Origin of the sequence: Aeromonas australiensis, assembly GCF_000819725.1 — a bacterium.
GTDB lineage: Bacteria > Pseudomonadota > Gammaproteobacteria > Enterobacterales > Aeromonadaceae > Aeromonas > Aeromonas australiensis.
The window spans coordinates 68,237-89,935 of sequence record NZ_CDDH01000112.1 but is presented as its reverse complement, the minus strand read 5'-3'; the positions used below and the strand labels follow the sequence as shown (position 1 = coordinate 89,935).

Annotated in this window: 18 protein-coding genes and 1 tRNA gene; 6 read left to right on the top strand and 13 right to left on the bottom strand. The window is 58.1% G+C overall.

Translation table 11 applies throughout. The features are described 5' to 3' along the window. Nucleotides 1-3 precede the first annotated feature (3 nt). The 5 genes from phoU to tadA all read right to left on the bottom strand — a co-directional run bounded on the left by phoU (nt 4) and on the right by tadA (nt 6,468). A complete protein-coding gene (gene phoU / locus BN1117_RS18500) occupies nt 4-714 on the bottom strand; it encodes a phosphate signaling complex protein PhoU (RefSeq protein WP_040099776.1) in 711 nt (236 codons plus the stop codon). 84 nt (nt 715-798) lie between these two features. Continuing rightward, nucleotides 799-1,617, bottom strand: a complete 819-nt coding sequence (gene pstB, locus BN1117_RS18495; RefSeq protein ID WP_040099774.1) for a phosphate ABC transporter ATP-binding protein PstB — start codon at nt 1,615-1,617, stop codon at nt 799-801. A gap of 243 nt (nt 1,618-1,860) precedes the next feature. Next, nucleotides 1,861-3,510, bottom strand: a complete 1,650-nt coding sequence (gene pstA, locus BN1117_RS18490; RefSeq protein ID WP_040099772.1) for a phosphate ABC transporter permease PstA — start codon at nt 3,508-3,510, stop codon at nt 1,861-1,863. Between the two features lie 32 nt (nt 3,511-3,542). After that, nucleotides 3,543-5,780: an ABC transporter permease subunit gene (locus tag BN1117_RS18485; RefSeq protein WP_040099771.1), complete on the bottom strand. Its 2,238-nt coding sequence runs from the start codon at nt 5,778-5,780 to the stop codon at nt 3,543-3,545. 205 nt (nt 5,781-5,985) lie between these two features. Then, nucleotides 5,986-6,468, bottom strand: coding sequence for a tRNA adenosine(34) deaminase TadA (gene tadA, locus BN1117_RS18480; protein ID WP_040099832.1), 483 nt, complete (start codon nt 6,466-6,468; stop codon nt 5,986-5,988). A gap of 323 nt (nt 6,469-6,791) precedes the next feature. Between tadA and BN1117_RS18475 the strand changes: the two genes are divergently transcribed. The 4 genes from BN1117_RS18475 to aceA all read left to right on the top strand — a co-directional run bounded on the left by BN1117_RS18475 (nt 6,792) and on the right by aceA (nt 10,913). Next, nucleotides 6,792-6,868 (top strand) — tRNA-Pro (locus BN1117_RS18475). A gap of 223 nt (nt 6,869-7,091) precedes the next feature. Beyond that, nucleotides 7,092-7,232, top strand: coding sequence for a hypothetical protein (locus BN1117_RS19705; RefSeq protein ID WP_167334834.1), 141 nt, complete (start codon nt 7,092-7,094; stop codon nt 7,230-7,232). A 686-nt stretch (nt 7,233-7,918) separates the two neighbouring features. Beyond that, on the top strand, nt 7,919-9,526 hold the full coding sequence (gene aceB / locus BN1117_RS18470) for a malate synthase A (protein WP_040099770.1): 1,608 nt from the start codon (nt 7,919-7,921) through the stop codon (nt 9,524-9,526). Between the two features lie 73 nt (nt 9,527-9,599). Further along, entirely contained in the window at nt 9,600-10,913 is a 1,314-nt protein-coding gene (aceA, locus tag BN1117_RS18465) for an isocitrate lyase (protein WP_040099769.1), read from the top strand. Nucleotides 10,914-11,131: 218 nt separating this feature from the next. Here the strand turns inward: aceA and hda are convergent, their stop codons facing one another. The 3 genes from hda to upp form a co-directional block, all read right to left on the bottom strand. Continuing rightward, nucleotides 11,132-11,833, bottom strand: coding sequence for a DnaA inactivator Hda (gene hda / locus BN1117_RS18460; RefSeq protein WP_013723920.1), 702 nt, complete (start codon nt 11,831-11,833; stop codon nt 11,132-11,134). 101 nt (nt 11,834-11,934) lie between these two features. Then, on the bottom strand, nt 11,935-12,954 hold the full coding sequence (locus tag BN1117_RS18455) for a DUF2066 domain-containing protein (RefSeq protein ID WP_040099767.1): 1,020 nt from the start codon (nt 12,952-12,954) through the stop codon (nt 11,935-11,937). 150 nt (nt 12,955-13,104) lie between these two features. Beyond that, nucleotides 13,105-13,731 (bottom strand): uracil phosphoribosyltransferase, encoded by a 627-nt coding sequence (upp, locus tag BN1117_RS18450; RefSeq protein ID WP_005334115.1) that lies wholly within the window; start codon nt 13,729-13,731, stop codon nt 13,105-13,107. Between the two features lie 176 nt (nt 13,732-13,907). Here upp and purM point away from each other — a divergent pair, with 176 nt between their 5' ends. Together purM and purN are read left to right on the top strand one after the other, a co-directional pair. Further along, nucleotides 13,908-14,945, top strand: coding sequence for a phosphoribosylformylglycinamidine cyclo-ligase (gene purM, locus BN1117_RS18445; protein WP_040099766.1), 1,038 nt, complete (start codon nt 13,908-13,910; stop codon nt 14,943-14,945). Further along, entirely contained in the window at nt 14,942-15,580 is a 639-nt protein-coding gene (purN, locus tag BN1117_RS18440; protein ID WP_040099765.1) for a phosphoribosylglycinamide formyltransferase, read from the top strand. The genes purM and purN overlap by 4 nt, the downstream gene beginning before the upstream one ends. Before the next feature lie 117 nt (nt 15,581-15,697). Here purN and BN1117_RS18435 read toward each other — a convergent pair whose 3' ends face one another. From BN1117_RS18435 to BN1117_RS18415, 5 genes are all read right to left on the bottom strand, one after another. Further along, nucleotides 15,698-16,459, bottom strand: a complete 762-nt coding sequence (locus BN1117_RS18435) for a Nif3-like dinuclear metal center hexameric protein (protein ID WP_040099764.1) — start codon at nt 16,457-16,459, stop codon at nt 15,698-15,700. Nucleotides 16,460-16,600: 141 nt separating this feature from the next. After that, on the bottom strand, nt 16,601-17,944 hold the full coding sequence (locus BN1117_RS18430) for a sigma-54-dependent transcriptional regulator (RefSeq protein ID WP_040099763.1): 1,344 nt from the start codon (nt 17,942-17,944) through the stop codon (nt 16,601-16,603). Further along, nucleotides 17,941-18,975 (bottom strand): sensor histidine kinase, encoded by a 1,035-nt coding sequence (locus BN1117_RS18425; protein WP_040099761.1) that lies wholly within the window; start codon nt 18,973-18,975, stop codon nt 17,941-17,943. The genes BN1117_RS18430 and BN1117_RS18425 overlap by 4 nt, the downstream gene beginning before the upstream one ends. A gap of 106 nt (nt 18,976-19,081) precedes the next feature. After that, nucleotides 19,082-20,503: a sigma-54 dependent transcriptional regulator gene (locus tag BN1117_RS18420; RefSeq protein WP_040099758.1), complete on the bottom strand. Its 1,422-nt coding sequence runs from the start codon at nt 20,501-20,503 to the stop codon at nt 19,082-19,084. A 269-nt stretch (nt 20,504-20,772) separates the two neighbouring features. After that, nucleotides 20,773-21,648, bottom strand: coding sequence for a DUF2726 domain-containing protein (locus BN1117_RS18415; RefSeq protein WP_040099756.1), 876 nt, complete (start codon nt 21,646-21,648; stop codon nt 20,773-20,775). Nucleotides 21,649-21,699 lie beyond the last annotated feature (51 nt).

Below are 21,699 nucleotides of genomic sequence, written 5' to 3'. Positions count from 1 at the left end.
CCCTTAACTCTTGCCCAGCAGAGTACCCAAATCGTCCGTCTTGGTGTGGCGTACATCCTTACCCTTGACGTAGTAGACGATGTACTCGCAGATGTGCTGGCAGCGATCGCCGACCCGCTCGATGGCCCGTGCCGCCCACAACACGTTGAGCACCTGAGGGATAGTGCGGGGATCTTCCATCATGTAGGTCATCAGCTCGCGAATGATGGACTCATACTCCCGGTCGACTTTGTCATCTTCCTTGTAGACCGCCAGCGCCGCATCCAGATCCATGCGGGCAAAGGCATCGAGTACATCGTGCAGCATCTTGATGGTGCGACGGCCCATGTTCTCCAGCGACACCAGCGGCGGTTGCGGCTTGTTGGCGTTGTCGGTCAGCATGCGGGCGATCTTGTCGGCCACATCGCCAATACGCTCCAGATCGGTAATGGTCTTGATGATGGCCATCACCAGGCGCAGGTCAGAGGCGGTCGGCTGACGCTTGGCGATGATGCGGGTGCACTCCTCGTCGATCGCCACCTCCATGGCGTTGACTTTGTGATCGTTGGCCACGATTTTTCGTGCAGCCTCCAGATCCTGGTCGTGGATCGCCGCGATGGCGTCGGTGAGCTGCTGCTCGACCATGCCCCCCATCACCAGCACCTGATTGCGCACGCTCTCGAGCTCGGCATTGAACTGACCGGAGATATGTTTATTGAGGTTCATATTGTCCATACAAATAATCCTTGATGCTCCGATTATGCCTTAGCCGTTAAATTGACTGCCAATCTGTTTGTGGTAGTTCATCCTCTCCTCTCCTTAACCATAGCGACCGGTGATGTAGTCCTCGGTCTTCTTCTTGGCCGGGGTGGTGAAGATGGTGTTGGTATCCGAGTACTCGATAAGCTCGCCCATATACATAAAGGCGGTCTGATCCGACACCCGTGCCGCCTGCTGCATGTTGTGGGTCACGATCACCACGGTGAACTGGCTCTTGAGCTCGTTGATCAGCTCCTCGATGGTGAGGGTAGAGATGGGGTCGAGTGCCGAAGTCGGCTCATCGAGCAGCAGCACTTCCGGCTCGATGGCGATGGCGCGGGCAATCACCAGACGCTGCTGCTGACCACCGGAGAGACCGAAGGCATTGTCGTGCAGCCGATCTTTGACTTCATCCCACAGGGCCGCTCCGCGCAGGGAGCGCTCGGCGGCATCATCCAGGGTGCGGCGATCGTTGATCCCCTGCAGGCGCAGGCCATAAACCACGTTCTCGTAGATGGATTTGGGGAAGGGGTTCGGGCGCTGGAACACCATGCCCACCTGACGGCGCAGGGCGGAAACATCCACGCTCTTGTCATAGATATTGTGGCCGTGCAGCTGGATTTCCCCTTCGATACGACAAATTTCCACCAGGTCGTTCATCCGGTTGATACAGCGCAGCAGGGTCGACTTGCCACAGCCTGACGGGCCGATAAAGGCGGTCACCTGCCCTTTGGGGATCTTCATATTGACGTTGAACAGCGCCTGCTTGCTGCCGTAGTAGAGGTTGAGATCCTTCACCTCCAGCGCGGTCTGCTCCGGGCTCAGGGTGAGCAGGTCCAGCGCGGTGTGCCGGGAAGAAGCGGTCGTTACATTGATCATCTGTTACCTCAGAATCTATCTGGAGTGGCCGGACAGCTGCCGGCGCCCCTCACGTATTGGTGCACAGAGATGGTGGCTCGCGCTCGGCCGCCCCTCTGTTATCTCACTCTTGTATCACTCAAGCGGCGCCGGATTAATGCTCCAGCGACCGGAATTTCTCGCACAAGTGGTTACGAATACCTGTGATGTCGGTCAGGTTCATACTGTTTATAACTGGACTCAACATCAGTCTCGGCCGCCGTATTAATGTTCCAAAGAGCGGAATTTCTCGCGCAAGTGGTTACGAATACCGATAGCGGTCAGGTTGAGGCCCACGATCACCGTCACCAGCAAGAAGGAGGTGGCGTAGACCAGCGGGCGGGCCGCCTCGACGTTGGGGCTCTGGAAGCCGACGTCATAGATGTGGAAGCCCAGGTGCATGAACTTGCGCTCCACATGCAGATACGGGAAGTTGCCATCCATCGGCAGGGTCGGTGCCAGTTTCACCACCCCCACCAGCATCAGTGGCGCCACTTCACCGGCTGCACGGGCAATCGCCAGAATAAGGCCGGTCATAATGGCCGGGCTTGCCATCGGCAGCACGATGCGCCACAGGGTCTCGGCCTGGGTCGCGCCCAGTGCCAGCGAGCCCTGACGGATGGTGCTCGGGATCCGCGCCAGCCCCTCTTCGGTGGAGACAATCACCACCGGCAGGGTCAGGATAGCCAGGGTCAGCGCCGACCAGATCACGCCGGGTGAACCAAAGGTCGGGCTCGGCAACGCTTCCGGATAGAAGAGTGCATCGATGGAGCCCCCCAGGGTATAGACGAAGAAACCCAGACCAAACACGCCGTAGACGATGGAGGGTACCCCCGCCAGGTTGATCACTGCGATGCGGATAAGCTTGGTCAGGCTGTTCTTGCCCGCATACTCGTGCAGATACACCGCGGCCACCACCCCCAGTGGCGTGACAATAATGGCCATCAGGATCACCATAAAGACGGTGCCAAAGATGGCCGGGAACACCCCGCCCTCGGTGTTGGCCTCACGGGGTTCGCCGGTGACAAACTTGCCAATCTGGTGGAACCAGTGGCCCACCTTGGCGGGCAAGCTCATGTCGTTGGGCCATACCACATCCAGCACCTTGGACATCGGCATGGTCACCAACTCGCCACGCATATCCCGGACTGTGATGGCGTCACGATCGGCTTGGCTGCGCAGGGAGAAGAGCTCCTGTTCCAGCACCTGATAGCGATCGTTGAGGGCCTGACGCTCACTTGCCAGTTCGGCTTTAAGTTGATCGGTCAGCTCATTTTCAAGCTCAGCTTTACGCTCCTTGAGACGCAACTTCTCTAACTGGTAGTTGATGGCGCCAATGGGGCCTTTTTGCAGCGCGTTGGCCTGCTCAGACAAGCCATTGCTTCGTGCTAGCATCCGCTTGAGCACTTTGTGCAAATCTTGCTCATGCACGACGCCATCTTCCCTGGCCTGTACCAGATAGCCATAGAAGTTGCCATTGGTCGTACGCTCTATCATTGCCATCTCGACAGGAAGCGTCCGAGACTTGATATCTGTCTCCAGCACCCAGCGAAAATCGAGGTCGACGAACTCTCGGTTGCCGGTCTTGACCAGATAACGGGTCAACACCTCACGCTCTTCACCTTGTAGCGGCAGGCCTGCGGCGCGCAGTCGCTCCACTGGCACCTGCTCGCTGTCGTTGATCTCGCCGATCAGCACGCTCTTGTTACCGCTCGCATCTTCCAGCTGCCACTCATAAATGGGGTGTGGCCAGAAGTAGACCAGACCACGCCAGCCGATCAGCAGCAGCAAACCCAGTACCGCAACCAGGCTCAAGCTGACGGCTCCACCGGTCATCCAGATCCAGGGGGCCCCTGATTTAAACCACTTACCCATTGTCGATTTCTTGTCCATTACAGAGTCGCCCCTTACATCGAGCTGTATTTTTCACGCAACCGCTGACGGACAAACTCGGCCAGGGTGTTGAAGAAAAAGGTGAACACAAACAGGACAAAGGCTGCCAGGAACAGTACTCGATAGTGGGAGCTACCCACTTCCGATTCCGGCATCTCCACCGCGATGTTGGCGGCCAGGGTGCGCAGTCCCTGGAACATGGAGAAGTCCATGATGGGGGTGTTGCCGGTTGCCATCAGTACGATCATGGTCTCACCCACGGCGCGGCCAAGGCCCATCATCACCGCCGAGAAGATGCCCGGGCTGGCAGTGAGGATCACCACCCGACTCAGGGTCTGCCACGGGGTAGCCCCCAGCGCCAACGAGCCCTGGGTCAGGTGCTTGGGCACCGAGAAGACAGCGTCTTCGGCAATGGAGAAGATGGTGGGGATGACCGCAAAGCCCATGGCAATACCGACCACCAGCGAATTGCGCTGGTCGAACTTGATGCCCATGTCATTGGTGAGCCAGCTACGGGTATCGCCACCGAAGAACGCATTTTCAACAACAGGGCTGAGAGTCAGCGCCAGCCAGCCAATCAGGATGACCACAGGGATCAGCAGGACGGCTTGGCTGCCTTCAGGCACACGTTGCTTGAGCGTGTCTGACAACAGGTGCCACAGCAGTGCCGCCAGCAGCATCCCCATCGGCAGCATCACCAACATCATAAAAATGCCCGGCAGATAATCTTCCACGATGGGCGCCAGCCACAAACCAGCCAGGAAACCGAGGATAACGGTTGGCAATGCCTCCATGATCTCGATGGTCGGTTTAACAAACTTTCGCATCCCTGGAGACATGAAGTAGGCGGTATAGATGGCCCCAGCTACACCAAGCGGTACCGCAAACAGCAGCGCATAAAAAGCGGCTTTTAGCGTACCAAACGAAAGGGGAACCAGACTCAGTTTGGCTTCAAAGTCGTTGCTGGCGGAGGTGGATTGCCACACATACTGGGGCTCCGGATACCCTTCGTACCATACCTTTTGCCAGATAGCAGACCAGGTCACCTCGGGGTGCTCGTTCTCCACCGCAAACAACTTGAAAGTATCGCCTTGTTGCATCAACAGTACGTTGTGACGTGGAGAGATGGCCAAGGCAGAGAGCCCCCCCCCTGCTACCTTTTCGGTCAGCAGCTTGCTCTCGCCGGTGGCGTGGAAGAAGCTGATGATGCCGTCCTTGTCGGCACTGATGAAGCCTTTGCGAAAATGCTCGGGAGTCAACAGTTCCACCGCACCATCACCCTTGAAATCACGGATCTGGGTGAACTGACGTTTGCCATCCTTCGCCACTTCGAACCACTGGGAGATGACGCCGTTGTCATTGCCGACCAACAGCGAAGACGCGCCAGCAAGCAGCTCGACCCGGGTCACATTGGCGTTGGGCGCATTGATCTCCAGCACATTGCGCAGGGCAATCTCGCTCAGGTTATGAATGTCATAGACAGAGAGACGATTGCCCTGACGTACAAAGAGGATCCGCAGATTGGGGGTCAGCAGCATCTGATCCACGTGGCGCGGCAAAGAGGGAATCGTGTAGTTTTCACTGCTCCACTCAATCTCGCCGGAGAGGAAGTTCTCTTCACCGCTCATCACCATCAGTACACCGCGACCATCTTCGGTCACGGCTGCGGTCGCCATCTTGTCCTTGGTCGCCTCGAACACCATCCGCTGCAGCGCCTTCCCTTGCGGGTCAATCACCACCGGCTCTTCACCGAAGGGATATTTCAAGCTGGGTTCAATCACCCGCACATCGTTGGGATAGGAGACCTTGAACGCAGGCTGGACAACCAGTGCCTTGCCATCGGCAAAACCATAGGCAATCAGCTTTTGGCCCGGCGCAGGCGTTGTGGCCGTGCTGATGTCGCCAGCAACCTGGGCTTGGCCCAATGACTGACCAACCTTGACCTTGTCATCGCTTTGCAGAGCGAAGAAGTTGACCTGCCCCTGGTCGCTAAAGCGGTAACCTATCTCGTTCTGCTCTTCCATGCCGAGCCAGGCACTCTTCCCTGTAACGGGCAAAGAAAACGAGGCGGTCTGCTCAATAGAAGCACCATTGAAGATGGGTTTGACCACATAGAGCAGGTAAAAGAAGATAAGCAGCAGCGCCACCAGCACCAGGGCTCCGCCTGTGGTGACGCTATATTTGGCCAATTTATCCTTGATCCGGCGTTTACGACTTCCCGCCATACCCAGGTGTAACGATTCCGATGACATGCAAGACCTCAATGTAAGCTAGGCTTGGCGGCATTATATGGCGGTTGCATGACAGTTTTGTTACATCGGAACAGCTTTAACCGGGGCGGCTAGCGAGAAAAATGGTCGGGGATGATGGTGAAAAAGAAAGCTTACAACTCATTGTTTATAAAAAATATATTCATGAATGAACGCCGCAAGGGGCGCCAGCACTGCCCCGATGGATTCAGGAGAGGGTATCCTTTGATTGTTGTAGCGCCAGTTTAGCTGCCTTTTTCTCGGCGCGGCGGCGCTTGAAGAAGGCCGACAACTGAGCCGAGCAGGCATCGGCCAGCACACCACCGGTCAGCTCGACACTGTGGTTGTGGCGCGGGTCCTGCAAGATCTCGAACACCGACCCCGCGGCACCGGTCTTGAGATCCCGGGCGCCGTAAACCACCCGCTTGACCCGGCTATGGATCAGCGCACCGGCACACATACAGCAAGGCTCCAACGTCACATAAAGAGTGGTGTCGAGCAGCCGGTAGTTCGCCAGCCGCTTGCCCGCAGCCCGGAGTGCCATCACCTCGGCATGGGCACAGGCATCGTGTTCGCTGATGGAGCGGTTCCACCCCTCACCCACTACCTGACCATCCAGCACAAGTACCGCACCAACCGGGATCTCGCCAATCCCTTCAGCCCGGGCGGCCAATGCCATGGCATAGCGCATCCACTGTTCGTCCTGCGCGATCTGACTCTGTAGCTGACTCGGTGGCTCTGGGACCTCTGATGGTTTCACACCCATCCCCTCTTTGTATTGTTCAATATGTTGTTTGCATGCCCGCTATCAACACAAGACAGACCATGCCATCGAAGGCTGACATGATGGGTCGCGGTGACAGGGCGGCGATTATGCCAAATCTGCGCGTCAGACCCAAGTTGCATCCAGAATGAGCAATAAAGAAGCAATCGGCATCTCTATGATAAAAAAGGAGTTGCACCCATTTAGCCATGCTATTAGACTCCCTTCCCGTCAGCCGAGTCTGACTCCGTCGGTGTGTAGCGCAGCCAGGTAGCGCATCTGCATGGGGTGTAGAGGGTCGGAGGTTCGAATCCTCTCACACCGACCATTTTCCCCGAGAATAGCCCAGTCAAGCGACTGGGCTATTTTTTTGCTTCCTATTTATCCTCCTGGCAACGCCTTACCGGCAAGCACAAAAAACACTCAGAATCACTTGAATCTTTTCGCCGAACTCACTAAGATGCGCACTTTTCCGCCGGTAGAGAACACAAGGAGGTGGAAACACGAGTGAAGGGATCACCGTCCGGCTTGCGTCCAATCCAGGAGCAGGCATGAACCAGACCACTAATGTTACACCCGCCATTGCACTTTATACTGTTCCGCACGAAACCTACGACCATACCGAAAACGAAGATGAACAAGTCATCCAGCTGGATGTAATTGATCTTGCCGAACCGGATGATGACTATTGAGCCAATGCAGATGGCACGCGATCCCCGCCACAACCCCTGTTCGCTACCCGCTTTTCCCCGCCTCGGTAAGAGATCTGCAAAAAACGACAAACTGCCAATTATATCAAGAATGGCAGTATTATTGACTAAAGCCTCTTCCCCCGGTTTCCCCGGCATTTTCCCCGACAACTGACACAAACCTACGTTATTGCACTTCACTTTCGGTTGTGACCACCGTCGGCGCCAACAGAGCCCGCACAACTACATCAAGTTTAAAACGCGCGTTCACTCACCATATCCAGCAAGCGCAAAAGATTGACTGCCTTATTCAAACACACTTTATACGGCTGTTTTGGCAAAGCCTGGAGTAAGGTCGGGATTTGTTTTTGCATCTGTAATTTTATTACGTAATAAGTTACATGACCGGGGGCGGGGTAACGGCCCAAATTAGCCATTGTCCGATGGGGAAAAACAGGAGCATAACCATCTGCGTAGAGCTTTTGCACCAACAAAATAAATCAATAAAAAACATAAGCTTAACCACAAGCCAAAAACGGGCGTTTAAAAAAATTTGTTGACGTAATCGACAATATTTCGCACCTTATCAATGGTGTTACCCCGCTATTACGGGATGTTTACAAGAACAGGGATTCGACTTTAGTCGTAGTTAATTAGTTCAAAATGTAATTCTCAAAGGAGTGAACCTTATGTCGGCACCAGCTCAGACCCACTGCAGCGCCCGCCTTCGCATCCAGGGCGAGATACAACCCGAATATGCGCAAATTCTGACGCCGGACGCAGTGGCGCTGGTCTCCGAACTGGTGGAACGTTTTGCTCCCCAAAGAGGGGAATTGCTGAAACAACGTGTGGCACGCCAGGCACGTATCGATGGCGGCGAGCTGCCGGATTTCCTGCCGGAGACCGCTCACATCCGGGAAGGTGACTGGACCATTCGCGGTATTCCCGCCGACCTGCAAGACCGCCGTGTGGAGATCACCGGTCCGGTCGAGCGCAAAATGGTGATCAACGCCCTCAACGCCAACGTCAAGGTGTTCATGGCGGATTTCGAGGATTCACTGGCCCCCGCCTGGAATAAGGTGATCGAGGGCCAAATCAACCTGCGCGATGCGGTCAACGGCACCATCTCTTACACCAGTCCGGAAGGAAAGGCTTATACCCTGAACGCCAATCCGGCCGTCCTTATCTGCCGAGTGCGCGGTCTGCATCTGCCGGAAAAACATGTCACCTTCGATGGCGAAGCCATACCCGGCGGTCTGTTCGATTTTGCTCTCTACTTCCTGCACAACTATCAGGCGCTGCTGGCCAAAGGCTCGGGCCCCTACTTCTACGTGCCCAAGTTGCAGAGCCATCTGGAAGGGCGTTGGTGGAGCGAGGTGTTCGCCTGGACCGAAGACAAGTTCGGTCTGCCCCGCGGCACCATCAAGGCCACCGTGCTGATTGAAACCCTGCCGGCTGTATTCGAGATGGATGAGCAGCTCTATCAGATGAAAGATCACATCGTCGCCCTCAACTGCGGCCGCTGGGACTACATCTTCAGCTACATCAAGACCTTGAAGAACCATCCGGATCGCGTCCTGCCGGACCGCCAGGTGGTAACCATGGACAAGCCGTTCCTCTCCGCCTACTCGCGGCTGCTGATCAAGACCTGCCACAAGCGCGGAGCGCTGGCGATGGGTGGTATGGCGGCCTTTATTCCGGCCAAGGATGCCGCCATCAACGAGCAGGTCTTCGCCAAGGTTAAAGCCGACAAGGAGCGCGAAGCCAACAACGGCCACGATGGTACCTGGGTCGCCCACCCTGGTCTGGCTGATACCGCCATGGCGGTATTCAATACAGCCATTGCGGCTGGCGCCAAGAACCAGATCGGGGTATTGCGCGAGCAGGATGCCCCCATCACCGCCGCCGACCTGCTGGCCCCCTGTGAGGGCGAGCGCACCGAGGCGGGAATGCGCACCAATATCCGGGTTGCCCTGCAATATCTGGAGGCCTGGATCAACGGCAACGGCTGCGTGCCCATCTACGGTCTGATGGAAGATGCCGCCACCGCCGAGATCTCCCGCACCTCCATCTGGCAGTGGATCCGCCACGGCAAGAGCCTGTCGAACGGCACGGTAGTGACCAAGGCGCTGTTCCGCCAGATGCTGGCCGAGGAGCTGGAGGTGGTCAAAGCCGAGGTGGGCACTGCGCGCTGGCAGGCAGGACGCTTTGCCGAGGCGAGCGATCTGATGGAAGAGATCACCTGCGCCGACACCCTGATCGATTTTCTGACGCTGCCCGGTTACGAGCGGCTCTGAATCACGGGCCCCGGGCGGGGCTCGCCAAAAACAAGTCAATGGAAACGTGAAATCAATGAAAGAGGGAACTGATATGGCACTGACCCGTGAGCAACAGATCCAGGCTATCGAGAAAGACTGGGCCCAAAACCCCCGCTGGAAAGGGATCAAGCGCGGCTACAGCGCCGAAGATGTGGTGAACCTGCGCGGCAGCTTGCAGCCGGTGCACACTCTGGCCCAGCGTGGTGCCGACAAGCTGTGGGAACTGATCCACGGCGACGCCAAGAAAGGCTATGTCAACTGCCTCGGCGCCCTGACCGGTGGTCAGGCTGTACAGCAGGCCAAGGCGGGGATCGAGGCGATTTACCTCTCCGGCTGGCAAGTGGCGGCGGACAACAACTTGTCCTCCACCATGTATCCGGATCAGTCCCTCTACCCGGCCAACTCGGTACCGTCCGTGGTGGAGCGCATCAACAACTCCTTCGCCCGTGCCGACCAGATCCAGTGGGCAAACAAGGTAGGGCCGCAGGATGAGGGCTTTATCGACTACTTCCTGCCCATCGTGGCCGATGCGGAAGCCGGTTTCGGTGGCGTGCTGAACGCCTTCGAACTGATGAAGGGAATGATTGAAGCAGGCGCCGCCGGCGTGCACTTCGAAGATCAGCTGGCATCAGTCAAGAAGTGCGGCCACATGGGCGGCAAGGTGTTGGTACCGACTCAGGAAGCAGTGCAGAAGCTGGTTGCCGCCCGTCTGGCAGCCGATGTATGCGGCACCACCACGCTAGTGATCGCCCGTACCGATGCCAACGCCGCTGACCTGCTGACCACCGATGCCGACCCGTACGATGCAGACTTCCTGACTGGCGAGCGCACTGCCGAAGGGTTTTACAAGGTGCGTGCCGGTATCGATCAGGCCATCGCTCGCGGTCTGGCTTACGCCCCCTACGCCGACATGGTGTGGTGTGAAACCGCCAAGCCGGATCTGGATGAAGCGCGTAAATTTGCCGAGGCGATCAAGGCTCAGTTCCCGGATCGCATCCTGGCCTACAACTGCTCGCCAAGCTTCAACTGGAAGAAGAATCTGGACGATGCCACCATCGCCCGTTTCCAGCAAGAGCTCTCAGACATGGGCTACAAGTACCAGTTCATCACCCTCGCGGGTATCCACAACATGTGGTTCCACATGTACGAGCTGGCCTACCAGTACGCCCGTGGCGAAGGGATGAAGCACTACGTCGAGATGGTGCAGGAGCCGGAATTTGCCGCCGCCAGCCGTGGTTATACCTTCGTGGCGCACCAGCAGGAGGTCGGTACCGGTTACTTCGACAAGGTGACCACCGTGATCCAGGGCGGCCAATCCTCGGTGACCGCTTTAACGGGTTCCACCGAAGAAGACCAGTTCCACTAAAGTGATGGCTGGAGTGGTGCCGACAAGGTGACCCCTTCAGCCAGCTATCCAGGGTGGCCAGTCTTCAGTGACAGCCCTGACCGGCTCCACCGAAGAAGATCAGTTTCACTGATAGGCAGAACCCTTTGAGATAGCAAAACCCCGGCCTGATGCCGGGGTTTCTTTTTATCTGCTACCCAAACGAAAGTCAGGCGCACAACCGCACACCACCGAGAGGATCAGAGCTCGAGGATCTCTTTGACAAAGGGAATGGTGAGCTTGCGCTTGGCGCGAAATGAGGCGTTGTCGAGCTGATTGAGAGTGGTGAGCAGGGTGCGCATATCGCGGGAGAGTCGGTTGAGCAGGAAGCGGCCCACATCGATGGGCAGTTTGAAGCCCCGCAGCTCGGCACGCAACTGCAGAGCACTGAGCTTGCCTTCGTCATCCAGCTCTTCGAGATGGAAACTCACCCCCCAGTCGAGACGCGAAGCGAGATCCGGCAGTTGCAGCCCCAGCTTGCGCGGCGCACTGCAGCCGGTGACCACCAGCGTCCCCTCGCCTTTCTCCTGCCAGCGGTTGTAGAAGTCGAACAGCGCCCGCTCCCACACGGCATTGCCGGCGATCGCCTCAAGGCTATCGAGACAGACCAGCGGCAAGCTTTCGAGGGCATCAAGCATGCTGGGATCGAGCTGTTCAAACTGATCGAGGGAGAGATAGGCCGCCGCCGCATCGCGGGCGTTGACCTCGGCACAGGTGGCATGGAGCAGATGAGAGCGTCCGGACCCCTTGGCTCCCCAGAAATAGAGGAAAGGTGAGCCCTGACCGATGGCCGCGTTCTTGAGGGCGGTGATCAGATGAGCATTGTTGCCGGGATAAAAACTGACGAAGGTTTCATCATCCGGTAGTTGTACGGCTAAAGACAGTTGGGCCGGTTGCTTCACTCGTTGGGCTTTGACTGTGACATTTGTGGTTAAGTGTATCATCGCAGTGGCTGATAGAGAACCGCCCGGATAAGCCGGGCGGTACACAAAGCCTTATAAAATCAGGGCTGCGACCATTGGTAACGCAAATTGCTGCCATTATCGTCAACCTTGCGCAACCGGCTTTCAAGCTGTAATACCCGCACCAGCTCGGTCTGATCCCCTTGCAGGGTAAAGTTGAAGGTGACCTGATCCCCCTCCACCTTGCCGATCGCCACCTTACTGACGTTGGCCATCCCCTGCAGCATCTTCTGCACGACGATCATGCTGTCCACTTCAGCGAGCCCATCCACCACCAGGGTCTGGCTGGTTGCCGGACCAGAAATGCGAGCACCGTAGTTTTTCACCAGCCAGGCAGCCAGGTTATCGGCAAAACCCTGAGCGATGTCCACCTGAGAGCCAGTGCTGTTGCCACGGGTCAACTCGACCACATCACCGGCGGCTTTGGGGCCATAGAGTCCCCAGTCGATGCTCCACTGGTCACCTTCCGGGGTCAGCTTGCCCAACACTACCATCTCGGCGCCATAGCGCTGGCTTGCCTGCAAAATCGGGTCGGCAAAGCGTCCCCAGACATCGGTGGCACTGACCGCCATGTTATCGTCAAGATCCATCAGTGGAATGATGATAGGCAGCCCCAGCGTCTGGGCCTGATCGCGTAATGCTTGCGCCCAACCATCACTGGATTGATCCGCCAACAGACGGCGTTCTCCCTGATCCAGCACCAGCCAGATTGCCATTTGGGGACGCACAGGGCCAAGCAGGGCAAACTGACTCTCGGAGACCAGGCCGTTGACCTTGTCACTCTTGAACTCGGCTTTCAGATACTTGACCGAATCCTGATCCTGATAGCCATAGCTTTTGACATAATCGCCCGGGGCCGCCAGCGCCTTGACCACCACCGGCTGGGTGAGGATGTCACGTTTGCCGGTCACCTTGATCAGCACCTGACCGAGCGCCTGCCCTTGCGCGGCCACCATGTCACCACTGGTCGGAGCCTTGCCCTGATAAAGGTCGGCCACCTGAGCGGCCGAAGCCATGAATGACAAGCCGCAGCAGAGTGCGGTCACAACACGTTTGAACATGAACAGAGTCTCGAGATGGGAGAGTGTGCTTATGGTAGCGGCAAGGCGCATCCTGCGGCAAGGCTGGCACAAGCGGCCACAAACAGCAGAGCCGGCGATGCGCCGGCTCCGAGCACCCCTTCCACATGGGAAGCAGGTTAAGGTGTCAACTTACTTGGTACCGAAGATCTTGTCGCCTGCATCGCCCAGACCCGGCACTATGTAGCCTTTCTCGTTCAGCCCCTGGTCGACGGAGGCGCAGTAGAGCTCTACGTCAGGGTGAGCCGCTTCCAGCGCCTTGATCCCTTCCGGCGCGGCAACCAGTACCAGCACCTTGATGGATTGGCAGCCTTTCTTCTTCAGCAGATCGATGGTGGCGATCATGGAGCCGCCGGTGGCCAGCATCGGATCGATGACCAGCGCCAGACGCTCTTCGATGTTGCTGACGATCTTCTCGAAATAGGGAACCGGTTGCAGGGTCTCTTCATCGCGGTAGATACCGACCACGCTGACGCGGGCACTTGGCATGTGCTCCAGCACACCATCCATCATGCCAAGGCCAGCACGCAGGATGGGTACGACGGTTACCTTCTTGCCCTTGATCTGGTCAACTTCTACTGGCCCATTCCAGCCATCGATGATAACCTTCTCGGTTTCGAAGTCAGAGGTCGCTTCATAGGTCAACAAACTGCCCACTTCTTTGGCCAGTTCACGGAAACGCTTGGTGCTGATATCGCCTTCACGCATCAGACCGATCTTGTGTTTGACCAGGGGGTGTTTGACTTCAACGACTTTCATTATTATCTCCTCTAACCTGCCGCAAAAAAATCGCGGAATCATACAACAAAAGCCACCGCTTGTAGAGCATTTCCGCGCAAAAACGCGCAAACGATTTCCTTTCTGGTTTTTCACCGCCACTGTTAGAATACGCCCCGAATTTTACCCTCCACTTCTTTACATGACGGGGAATACTCGTGACTGACAAAACCTCACTGAGCTACAAGGATGCTGGCGTAGATATCGATGCCGGCAATGCACTGGTTGAACGTATCAAGGGCGTGTCAAAGCGCACTAGTCGTCCTGAAGTCCTTGGTGGTCTTGGCGGCTTTGGGGCCTTGTGTCAAATCCCTGCGGGCTACAAGGAGCCGGTACTGGTCTCCGGTACCGATGGTGTGGGCACCAAGCTACGGCTGGCCATCGACCTGAAGAAGCACGACACCGTGGGCATCGATCTGGTGGCCATGTGCGTCAATGACCTGATCGTACAGGGCGCCGAGCCGCTGTTCTTCCTCGACTACTATGCGACCGGCAAGCTGGACGTGGACACCGCGGCCGCGGTGGTCACCGGGATCGGCATCGGCTGCGAGCAGTCAGGTTGTGCGCTGGTAGGCGGCGAAACCGCCGAGATGCCGGGTATGTATGAAGGGGAAGACTACGACATCGCCGGTTTCTGCGTCGGTGTGGTGGAGAAGAGCGAAATCATCGACGGCAGCAAGGTCGGTGAAGGGGATGCCCTGATCGCGCTGGCCGCCAGCGGCCCTCACTCCAACGGCTTCTCCCTGATCCGTAAAATTCTGGAAGTCTCCAAAGCCGACGTGCATCAGCCGCTGGGTGACCGCACCCTCGCAGATGCCTTGCTGGAGCCGACCCGCATCTATGTGAAACCTGTGCTCAAGCTCATCAAGGAGTGCGAGATCCACGCCCTCTCCCACATCACCGGCGGTGGCTTCTGGGAGAACATCCCCCGCGTATTGCCTGCCAACACTCAAGCGGTGATCGACGAGCAGAGCTGGCAGTGGCCGGCGGTGTTCAGCTGGCTGCAGCAGGCTGGCAACGTTACCCGTCACGAGATGTACCGTACCTTCAACTGCGGCGTCGGCATGATCATCGCCCTGCCCGCCAACCAGCTGGAGAAGGCGCTGACCCTGCTCAAGGCGGAAGGCGAGAACGCATGGCACATAGGTCATATCGCCAAGGCAGCAGACGGTGAGGAGCAGGTCGTCATCAAATGATGCGGATCCTCGTCCTAATCTCTGGCAGCGGCAGCAACCTGCAGGTGATCCTCGACCACTGCGCCAGCGGCAAAATTGCCGGTCAGGTGGTCGGCGTCATCAGCAACAAGGCCGATGCCTATGGTCTGATTCGTGCCAAAGAGGCAGGGGTGGCGACCTCCATTCTGGCCCAGCAACAGTTTGCCAGCCGGGAAGAGTATGACACCGCCCTGCAGGCGCTGATGGCAGACTATCAGCCGGACTTGGTGGTGCTGGCCGGGTTTATGCGGATATTGAGTGGCGATCTGGTACGCCATTTCGCCGGCAAAATGATCAATATCCACCCCTCCCTGCTGCCCAAGTATCAGGGCCTGCACACCCACCAGCGCGCCATAGATGCCGGTGACAGTGAACACGGTGCCAGCGTCCACTTCGTCACCGAAGAGCTGGATGGTGGCCCGGTGATCCTGCAGGCCCGCGTGCCCATCTTCGAAGGGGACACGGCGGACGAGGTAGCGGCACGGGTACAGGCGCAGGAGCACAGCATCTATCCGCTGGTGGTACGCTGGTTCTGCGAAGGCAGGCTGCAGATGGTAGATGGTGCCGTGCAACTGGATGGCACCCTGCTGGGCCCAGCAGGTTACGCCTGCGAGTAACCGCTAACAACTGCAGGTCAGATACAACAAGGGAGGCTTAGGCCTCCCTTGTCATTTCTACCTACCGCACGATGGCTTAGGTCAGGTCCGATTTCGCCGCTACGCGGCCAAGCGACCCTACACCGGATTGTCGATATCGATAAAGGTGACATCCAGCCCATGCACCGTGGCCAGCCACTCCCCCAGCGCCTTGACGCCGTAACGCTCGGTGGCGTGATGGCCCGCGGCGTAGAAGTGCATCCCCATCTCGCGGGCGGTGTGAATGGTCTGTTCAGAAGCCTCGCCGGAGATAAAGGCATCGATGCCCTGCTCCGCCGCCAGATTGATGTAGCTCTGACCGCCGCCAGTGCACCAGGCCACGGAGCGGATAAGCTCGGGGCCGCTGTCGCCACAATAGAGTGGTTCACGGCCAAGGCGCTCGGCAATCAGCTTGGTAAAATCGCGGCCGCTCATCGGCTCTTCCAGCTTGCCCACCATGGCGACACTCTTGCTGTTCCACGGCTCCAGACCGCGACGCACCTTGATGTCGAGCAGCTTGGCGAGCTGGGCGTTGTTACCCACCTCGGGGTGAACATCCAGCGGCAAATGGTAGGCAAACAGGTTGATATCGTGGGTCAGCAGGGTCTTGATCCGACGCTGCTTCATGCCGGTGATCTGGGCCGGTTCACCGCTCCAGAAGTAGCCGTGATGGACCAGAATGGCATCGGCCTCGGCAGCCACCGCCGCGTCGATAAGCGCCTGACTGGCGGTGACACCTGTCACTACCTTGCGAATGCGCTCCCGCCCCTCCACTTGCAAGCCGTTGGGACAGTAATCCTTGATGGCGTGCGGTTCGAGCAGATGGTTCAGTACGGTTTCGAGTTTTCGATGAGAGATCATAGGGGTCCCTTATTAAGGCTCGGTCCCCTGCTTTACCAATAAAAACAGGGCTCAGGCTCAAAGCGCCAAGGGCCCCATGATAATCGAGCCGGGCCGTCAAGACCATGACAGCCCCCACACAGTGCAGTTTCCCTACATGCCTTAGGCTGGCAGATCGATCCCCGCCTCCCGCATCTGGGCCAGCTTGTAGCGCAGGGTGCGCGGGCTGATGCCGAGTCGGTCGGCCACCGCCTTGCGGCTGCCGTGACAATCTTGCAGGGTATCGAGGATGATCTGGTGCTCCTGCTGCTTGAGCTCGCTGCCGAGGCGGTCGCCGCCATAGCTGCGCTCCACGCTGACAAACTCCATCTCCTGCTCGTCCAGCTCCTCCAGAATGAGGTGGTCACAATCAATGATTCCGTCGGGGCTGAGGATCAGGGCACGCTGTACCACGTTATCCAGCTCCCGCACATTGCCGGGCCAGGGGTGAGCCAGCAGCCGTTCCCGCGAGGCATCCGTCAACTGCGGTGTCGGCAGCCCCTGCTGACTGGCATGAAGTGCCAGCAGGTGCTCCGCCAGCGGCAGAATGTCGCCGGGCCGCTCGCACAGGGCTGACCAGCGCAGCGGGAATACATTGAGGCGATAGTAGAGATCTTCGCGAAACAGGCCATCCTGCACCGCTTTTTTCAAATCCCGGTTACTGGTGGCGATGACCCGCACATCCAGCGGGATCAGCTTGCGACTACCGAGTCGCTCCACCTCTTTCTCCTGCAGTACCCGCAGCAATTTGGCTTGCAGCCCCTGCTCCATCTCGGTGATCTCGTCAAGCAGCAGGGTGCCCCCCTGCGCCTGCTCGAACTTGCCGGGGCACCCCTGCACCGCACCGGTAAAAGCCCCCTTCTCATAGCCAAACAGGGTCGCCTCCAGCATGTTCTCCGGAATGGCGGCGCAGTTGATGGCAACGAACGGCTGCTCGGCACGGTTGGAGTTGTCATGAATGTAACGAGCCAGCACCTCTTTACCCGTCCCGCTCGGGCCGGTCACCATCACGGTCGCTTCGCTTCTGGCCACCCGGGTAGCCAGCTGGAACAGCTCGGCGGTTTTGGGATCCCCGTAGACCACGGCGCGCTTCTCCACCTTCTGGGCGGGCACATAACGACTGACCTGATTGAGCAGCACCTCAGGCGAAAATGGCTTGGCCAGATAGTCGATGGCCCCTTCACGCATGGCGCGCACCGCGCCATCGATGTTGGCGTAGGCTGTCATCAGCAGCACAGGTATCTGCGGATATTGCTGGCGGATGGTAGCCAGCAGGGTGAGGCCGTCCATTCCCCCCATCTGGATATCGGAGATCACCATGTCAAACGGCTGCCGGGAAAGGGCCAGCAGAGCCCGCTCGCCACTGTCCGCTTCCCGGCACTCATAACCGCCGAGCAAAAGGGTATCCACCAGCGCTTCGCGCAGGCCATTGTCATCTTCAACTACCAGGATCCTGGCCTGTGTCATGCTACACCTCCAAGCTGCACCGGTTGCTGGTGCAGGGGGAACGACAGAGTAAAGCAGGTGCCTTCACCAGGAACCGAGGCCACACCGACCTCCCCCTGATGGGCACGCACTACCGATTGCACCACCGCCAGACCAAGGCCAGTCCCCTGGGAGCGGGTGGTAAAGAAGGGTTCGAATACCTGACCGAGCAGGTGAGAAGGGATCCCCTTACCATTATCGATAACCCGCAGCTCCACCCGGGCACCCCTGCGCACCGCGCTGACCAGCAGCGAGGTAGCCCCTGCCTGCTGGGCATTGGCAATCAGGTTATTGATAGCCCCCGCCAGCGCACTGCTGTTGGCTAACAGACAGAGATCGGGCTCCGGCGCCTCCATGTGCAGATCGCAGCCCTGTTGCTGACAAAATGCTTCAGCACCGGCATGTACTTCAGCCAGCAGACCCTGCACCGAAATAGGGGTGACCACCTGATGGTCACCATTGCGGGCAAACAGCAGGATGTCGTTGATCTGCTTCTCCAAATCCTGCAAACGGGCCATCAGCTTTTGCTGAAACTGAGTGCGGGATTCCGGCTTGAGGGTGCGGTTGGCCAGATTGGCGGCATAGAGCATGGCGGCGGAGAGCGGAGTGCGGATCTGGTGGGCGAGCGAGGCCGCCATATTGCCGAGCGCCGACAGTCGCTTCATGTGATTGATGCGATCCTGCAGCTTACGGGTTTCGGTCAGATCGTTGATAAAGACCAGTTGGCCGCGCTGATCCGGCAGCGGCTGGGTCGAGAGCTGGACCCGGCGCCCATCGCGCAGGGATATCTCGTGGCCATCATCCTCGCGCGGCTCAAAACAGCGGGCAATGATGTGACGCCAGAGCGCCCCTTCCAGCGGCTCCCCCAGCAGGGAGATAGCCGCCGGATTCGCGCGGGTGACTACCCCAGCCCCATCAAGCAACAGCACCCCGGTAGGGAGCGCCTTGAAGATGGCATAAAGCTGGCTCACTTCGTGGGACTGGAGTGGCATGTCCTGCTGCTGGATTGTCATAAAGCTGACCTCAAACTGGCTATTGGGTCAGGTTATTCAATTTTCATGCCACTAAAATATATTAATTAAAACAATGCATTGTATATCATCGTCAAGGCTTTGACTGTCAGACGTCCTTGCTCATTCCGTACTTTTTCATCTTCTCCACCAAGGTGGTTCGACGCATACCGAGCAGATCGGCGGCGCGAGCCACCACCCCGTCCTGAGACTCCAGCGCCTGACGGATCAGCTCCACTTCCAGGTCAGCCAGCATCTCTTTGAGATTGATCCCGTCCTCCGGCAGCTGCATGGTGCGTGGCGCAACCAGAGCATGATCCAGCTCGGGTGGCTCCTGGAATACTGCCGCCAACGCATCCCGCTCATCCATCTCGGTCAACCGCTCATCCCGTGGCTCGCTCGGCAACAGGCGATAACGGCTCGGCAGATCGGCCACATCGACGATCTGGTGCGGGTAGAGGATCAGCAGCCGCTCCAGCAGGTTGGAGAGCTCGCGCACATTGCCGGGCCAGGGGTACTGCATCAGCGACTCCAGCGCCCGCTGGGTCAGCCGGATAAAGCCGTGATGCTGTTCGGCATGGCGGTTGAGCAGCTCCTGCAGCAGCAGTGGAATATCGTCGATGCGATCCCGCAACGGCGGAGTCTCAATGGGGAAGACGTTGAGACGATAGTAGAGATCCTCACGGAAGCCCTGGGTTCGGATCTGCGCCTCCAGATCCCGGTGAGTCGCCGCTATGATGCGCACATCGGCCTGAATAGGCTTGCCGCCACCGACCCGATCGAATAGCCGCTCCTGCAGCACCCGCAGCAGTTTGACCTGCATCGGCATCGGCATATCGCCGATCTCGTCGAGAAACAGGGTGCCCCCCTGGGCCAGCTCGAAGCGACCACGACGGGCCGCAATGGCGCCGGTAAACGCCCCCTTCTCGTGGCCAAACAATTCGCTCTCCAGCAGCTCGGCAGGAATGGCGCCGCAGTTGATGGGCACGAATGGACCTTGACTTCGGGAAGAGAGTTCATGGATAGCGCGGGCCACCACCTCTTTGCCGGTGCCGGACTCGCCGAGGATCAGCACATTGGCATCGGTCTCGGCCACCTGGCTAATGAGGCGGCGCACCTCCTGGATCCCCTTCCCTTTGCCTACCAGCAAACGCAGTAATGTTTGACCCTTGTCGTGAGTCTGTTGACGGGGGTGGAGCGAGACGAAGGCCTGACAGAAGTGCAGATGACGAGTCAGCGATCCATAGGTAAAGGGGGCCTGCGCAACACCGATAAAGTTGTTGTTGGGCAGATCGGCTTCAACCAGCGAAATGAAGGGGGTTCGGGGGAAAGCGGCCAGTAGATCAGGCAAGGGACGGTCGGTCAGCTCACCCACCAGCACACCTTGCAGCGGACCGGAGGATTCGATGGCCACATCCAGATCGCTTTGTGCCACCTCCTGCCACGGGATCCCCATAAACGAGAGCACGGTTCCCAACTGTTGGCGCCGCTGCGCATCGGCATCAACAATCAACACGCCCATCTCCACCATATCCATTCCTCGCGATGTCCTGAACTAACTTATTGTTTTATTTAATGATAAAACAGCTACCGACTGTCTTTTTGCAGGCACACAAAGTGCCAAAATTCCGACACATTGTCAAAAGTTGTCGTATTCAGACTAAGTGTATCGACAGAAACGGGAGATTAGATAAATTTTGCCGAGGAATTTTCTGTATGCATCACCACCTATTAACACCGCCAATCGCAAAAAGAAAACTGCCCTCGTCAGAGGGCAGCATGGGACATGGTGAAGAGCACTCAGTGGCGATTATGGTGGTGCGGCGCCGCGTAACGACACTCGGGGAAACGGCTGCAAGCCAGAAAGAGTCGACCGGCGTGGGGGCCTTTTTTCGCCTCCCGCTCCACCAGCGGCGCATCGCAACGTGGACAATGTTGTACGTGTTCTTCGTCATCCTCTATATCGGCGAACAGGCCATCGACCAGCTCACCCTCACTCTGTGGCACCGCCACCACCCCCTTGGCCTGGATGGCGGGTTCGTGGAACGACGCGGGCGAGATGGCCTCGGCATGGGAAGTGCGGCCACGCATCCCGGCACCGACATCCACGCCGTCAAGCAACAGAGGGTTGAACGTCGGCTCGCGGCGTGCCCCGTGCGGCAGATCGTCGAGCAGCGGTTCGCTGCTTTTGACCAGCAGTGGCAGGATCTGTTCGCGCAGCTCTTCCACCGGATAGCAGGCTCTTGCCGGGATCTGCAGCAACGGCAGCCCGGCGCTGTCGCAGGCGGTTTTCAGAAAAAGGTCGCGCGCCTTGCGCTTCTGGTGACGGTGGGAGTTGTCATCGAGTTCGATGGCACAGATGAAGGAGAGATCAGCGGGGTGGCAAAGCAGATAGTCGAAATGCTTGGCACTGATCTTGTTGAAGTACTGCTGCCATTTGCTTTTGCCGATCCCGGCCTGCGGCGTCAGCACATCGGCCACCCGCACCTTGGCAAAGACCCGGGCCTTGTCACCCACCGCCAGATCCAGCACCCCGAGGAAGGAGCGCTCGGCGGGACTGAACAGGGTCTCTTGCAGGTCATAGGGCAGACGTTTTTGCTGTTTGCCTCTGCGCCAGAAGATCGCCAGCACAAGCAGCGCCAGTAACAACAATCCCGATAGGAGAAGGGTATTCATGAGAGCACGATCCAGTTCACGACACGAAAGGGGAACCACTTTACCACAGCC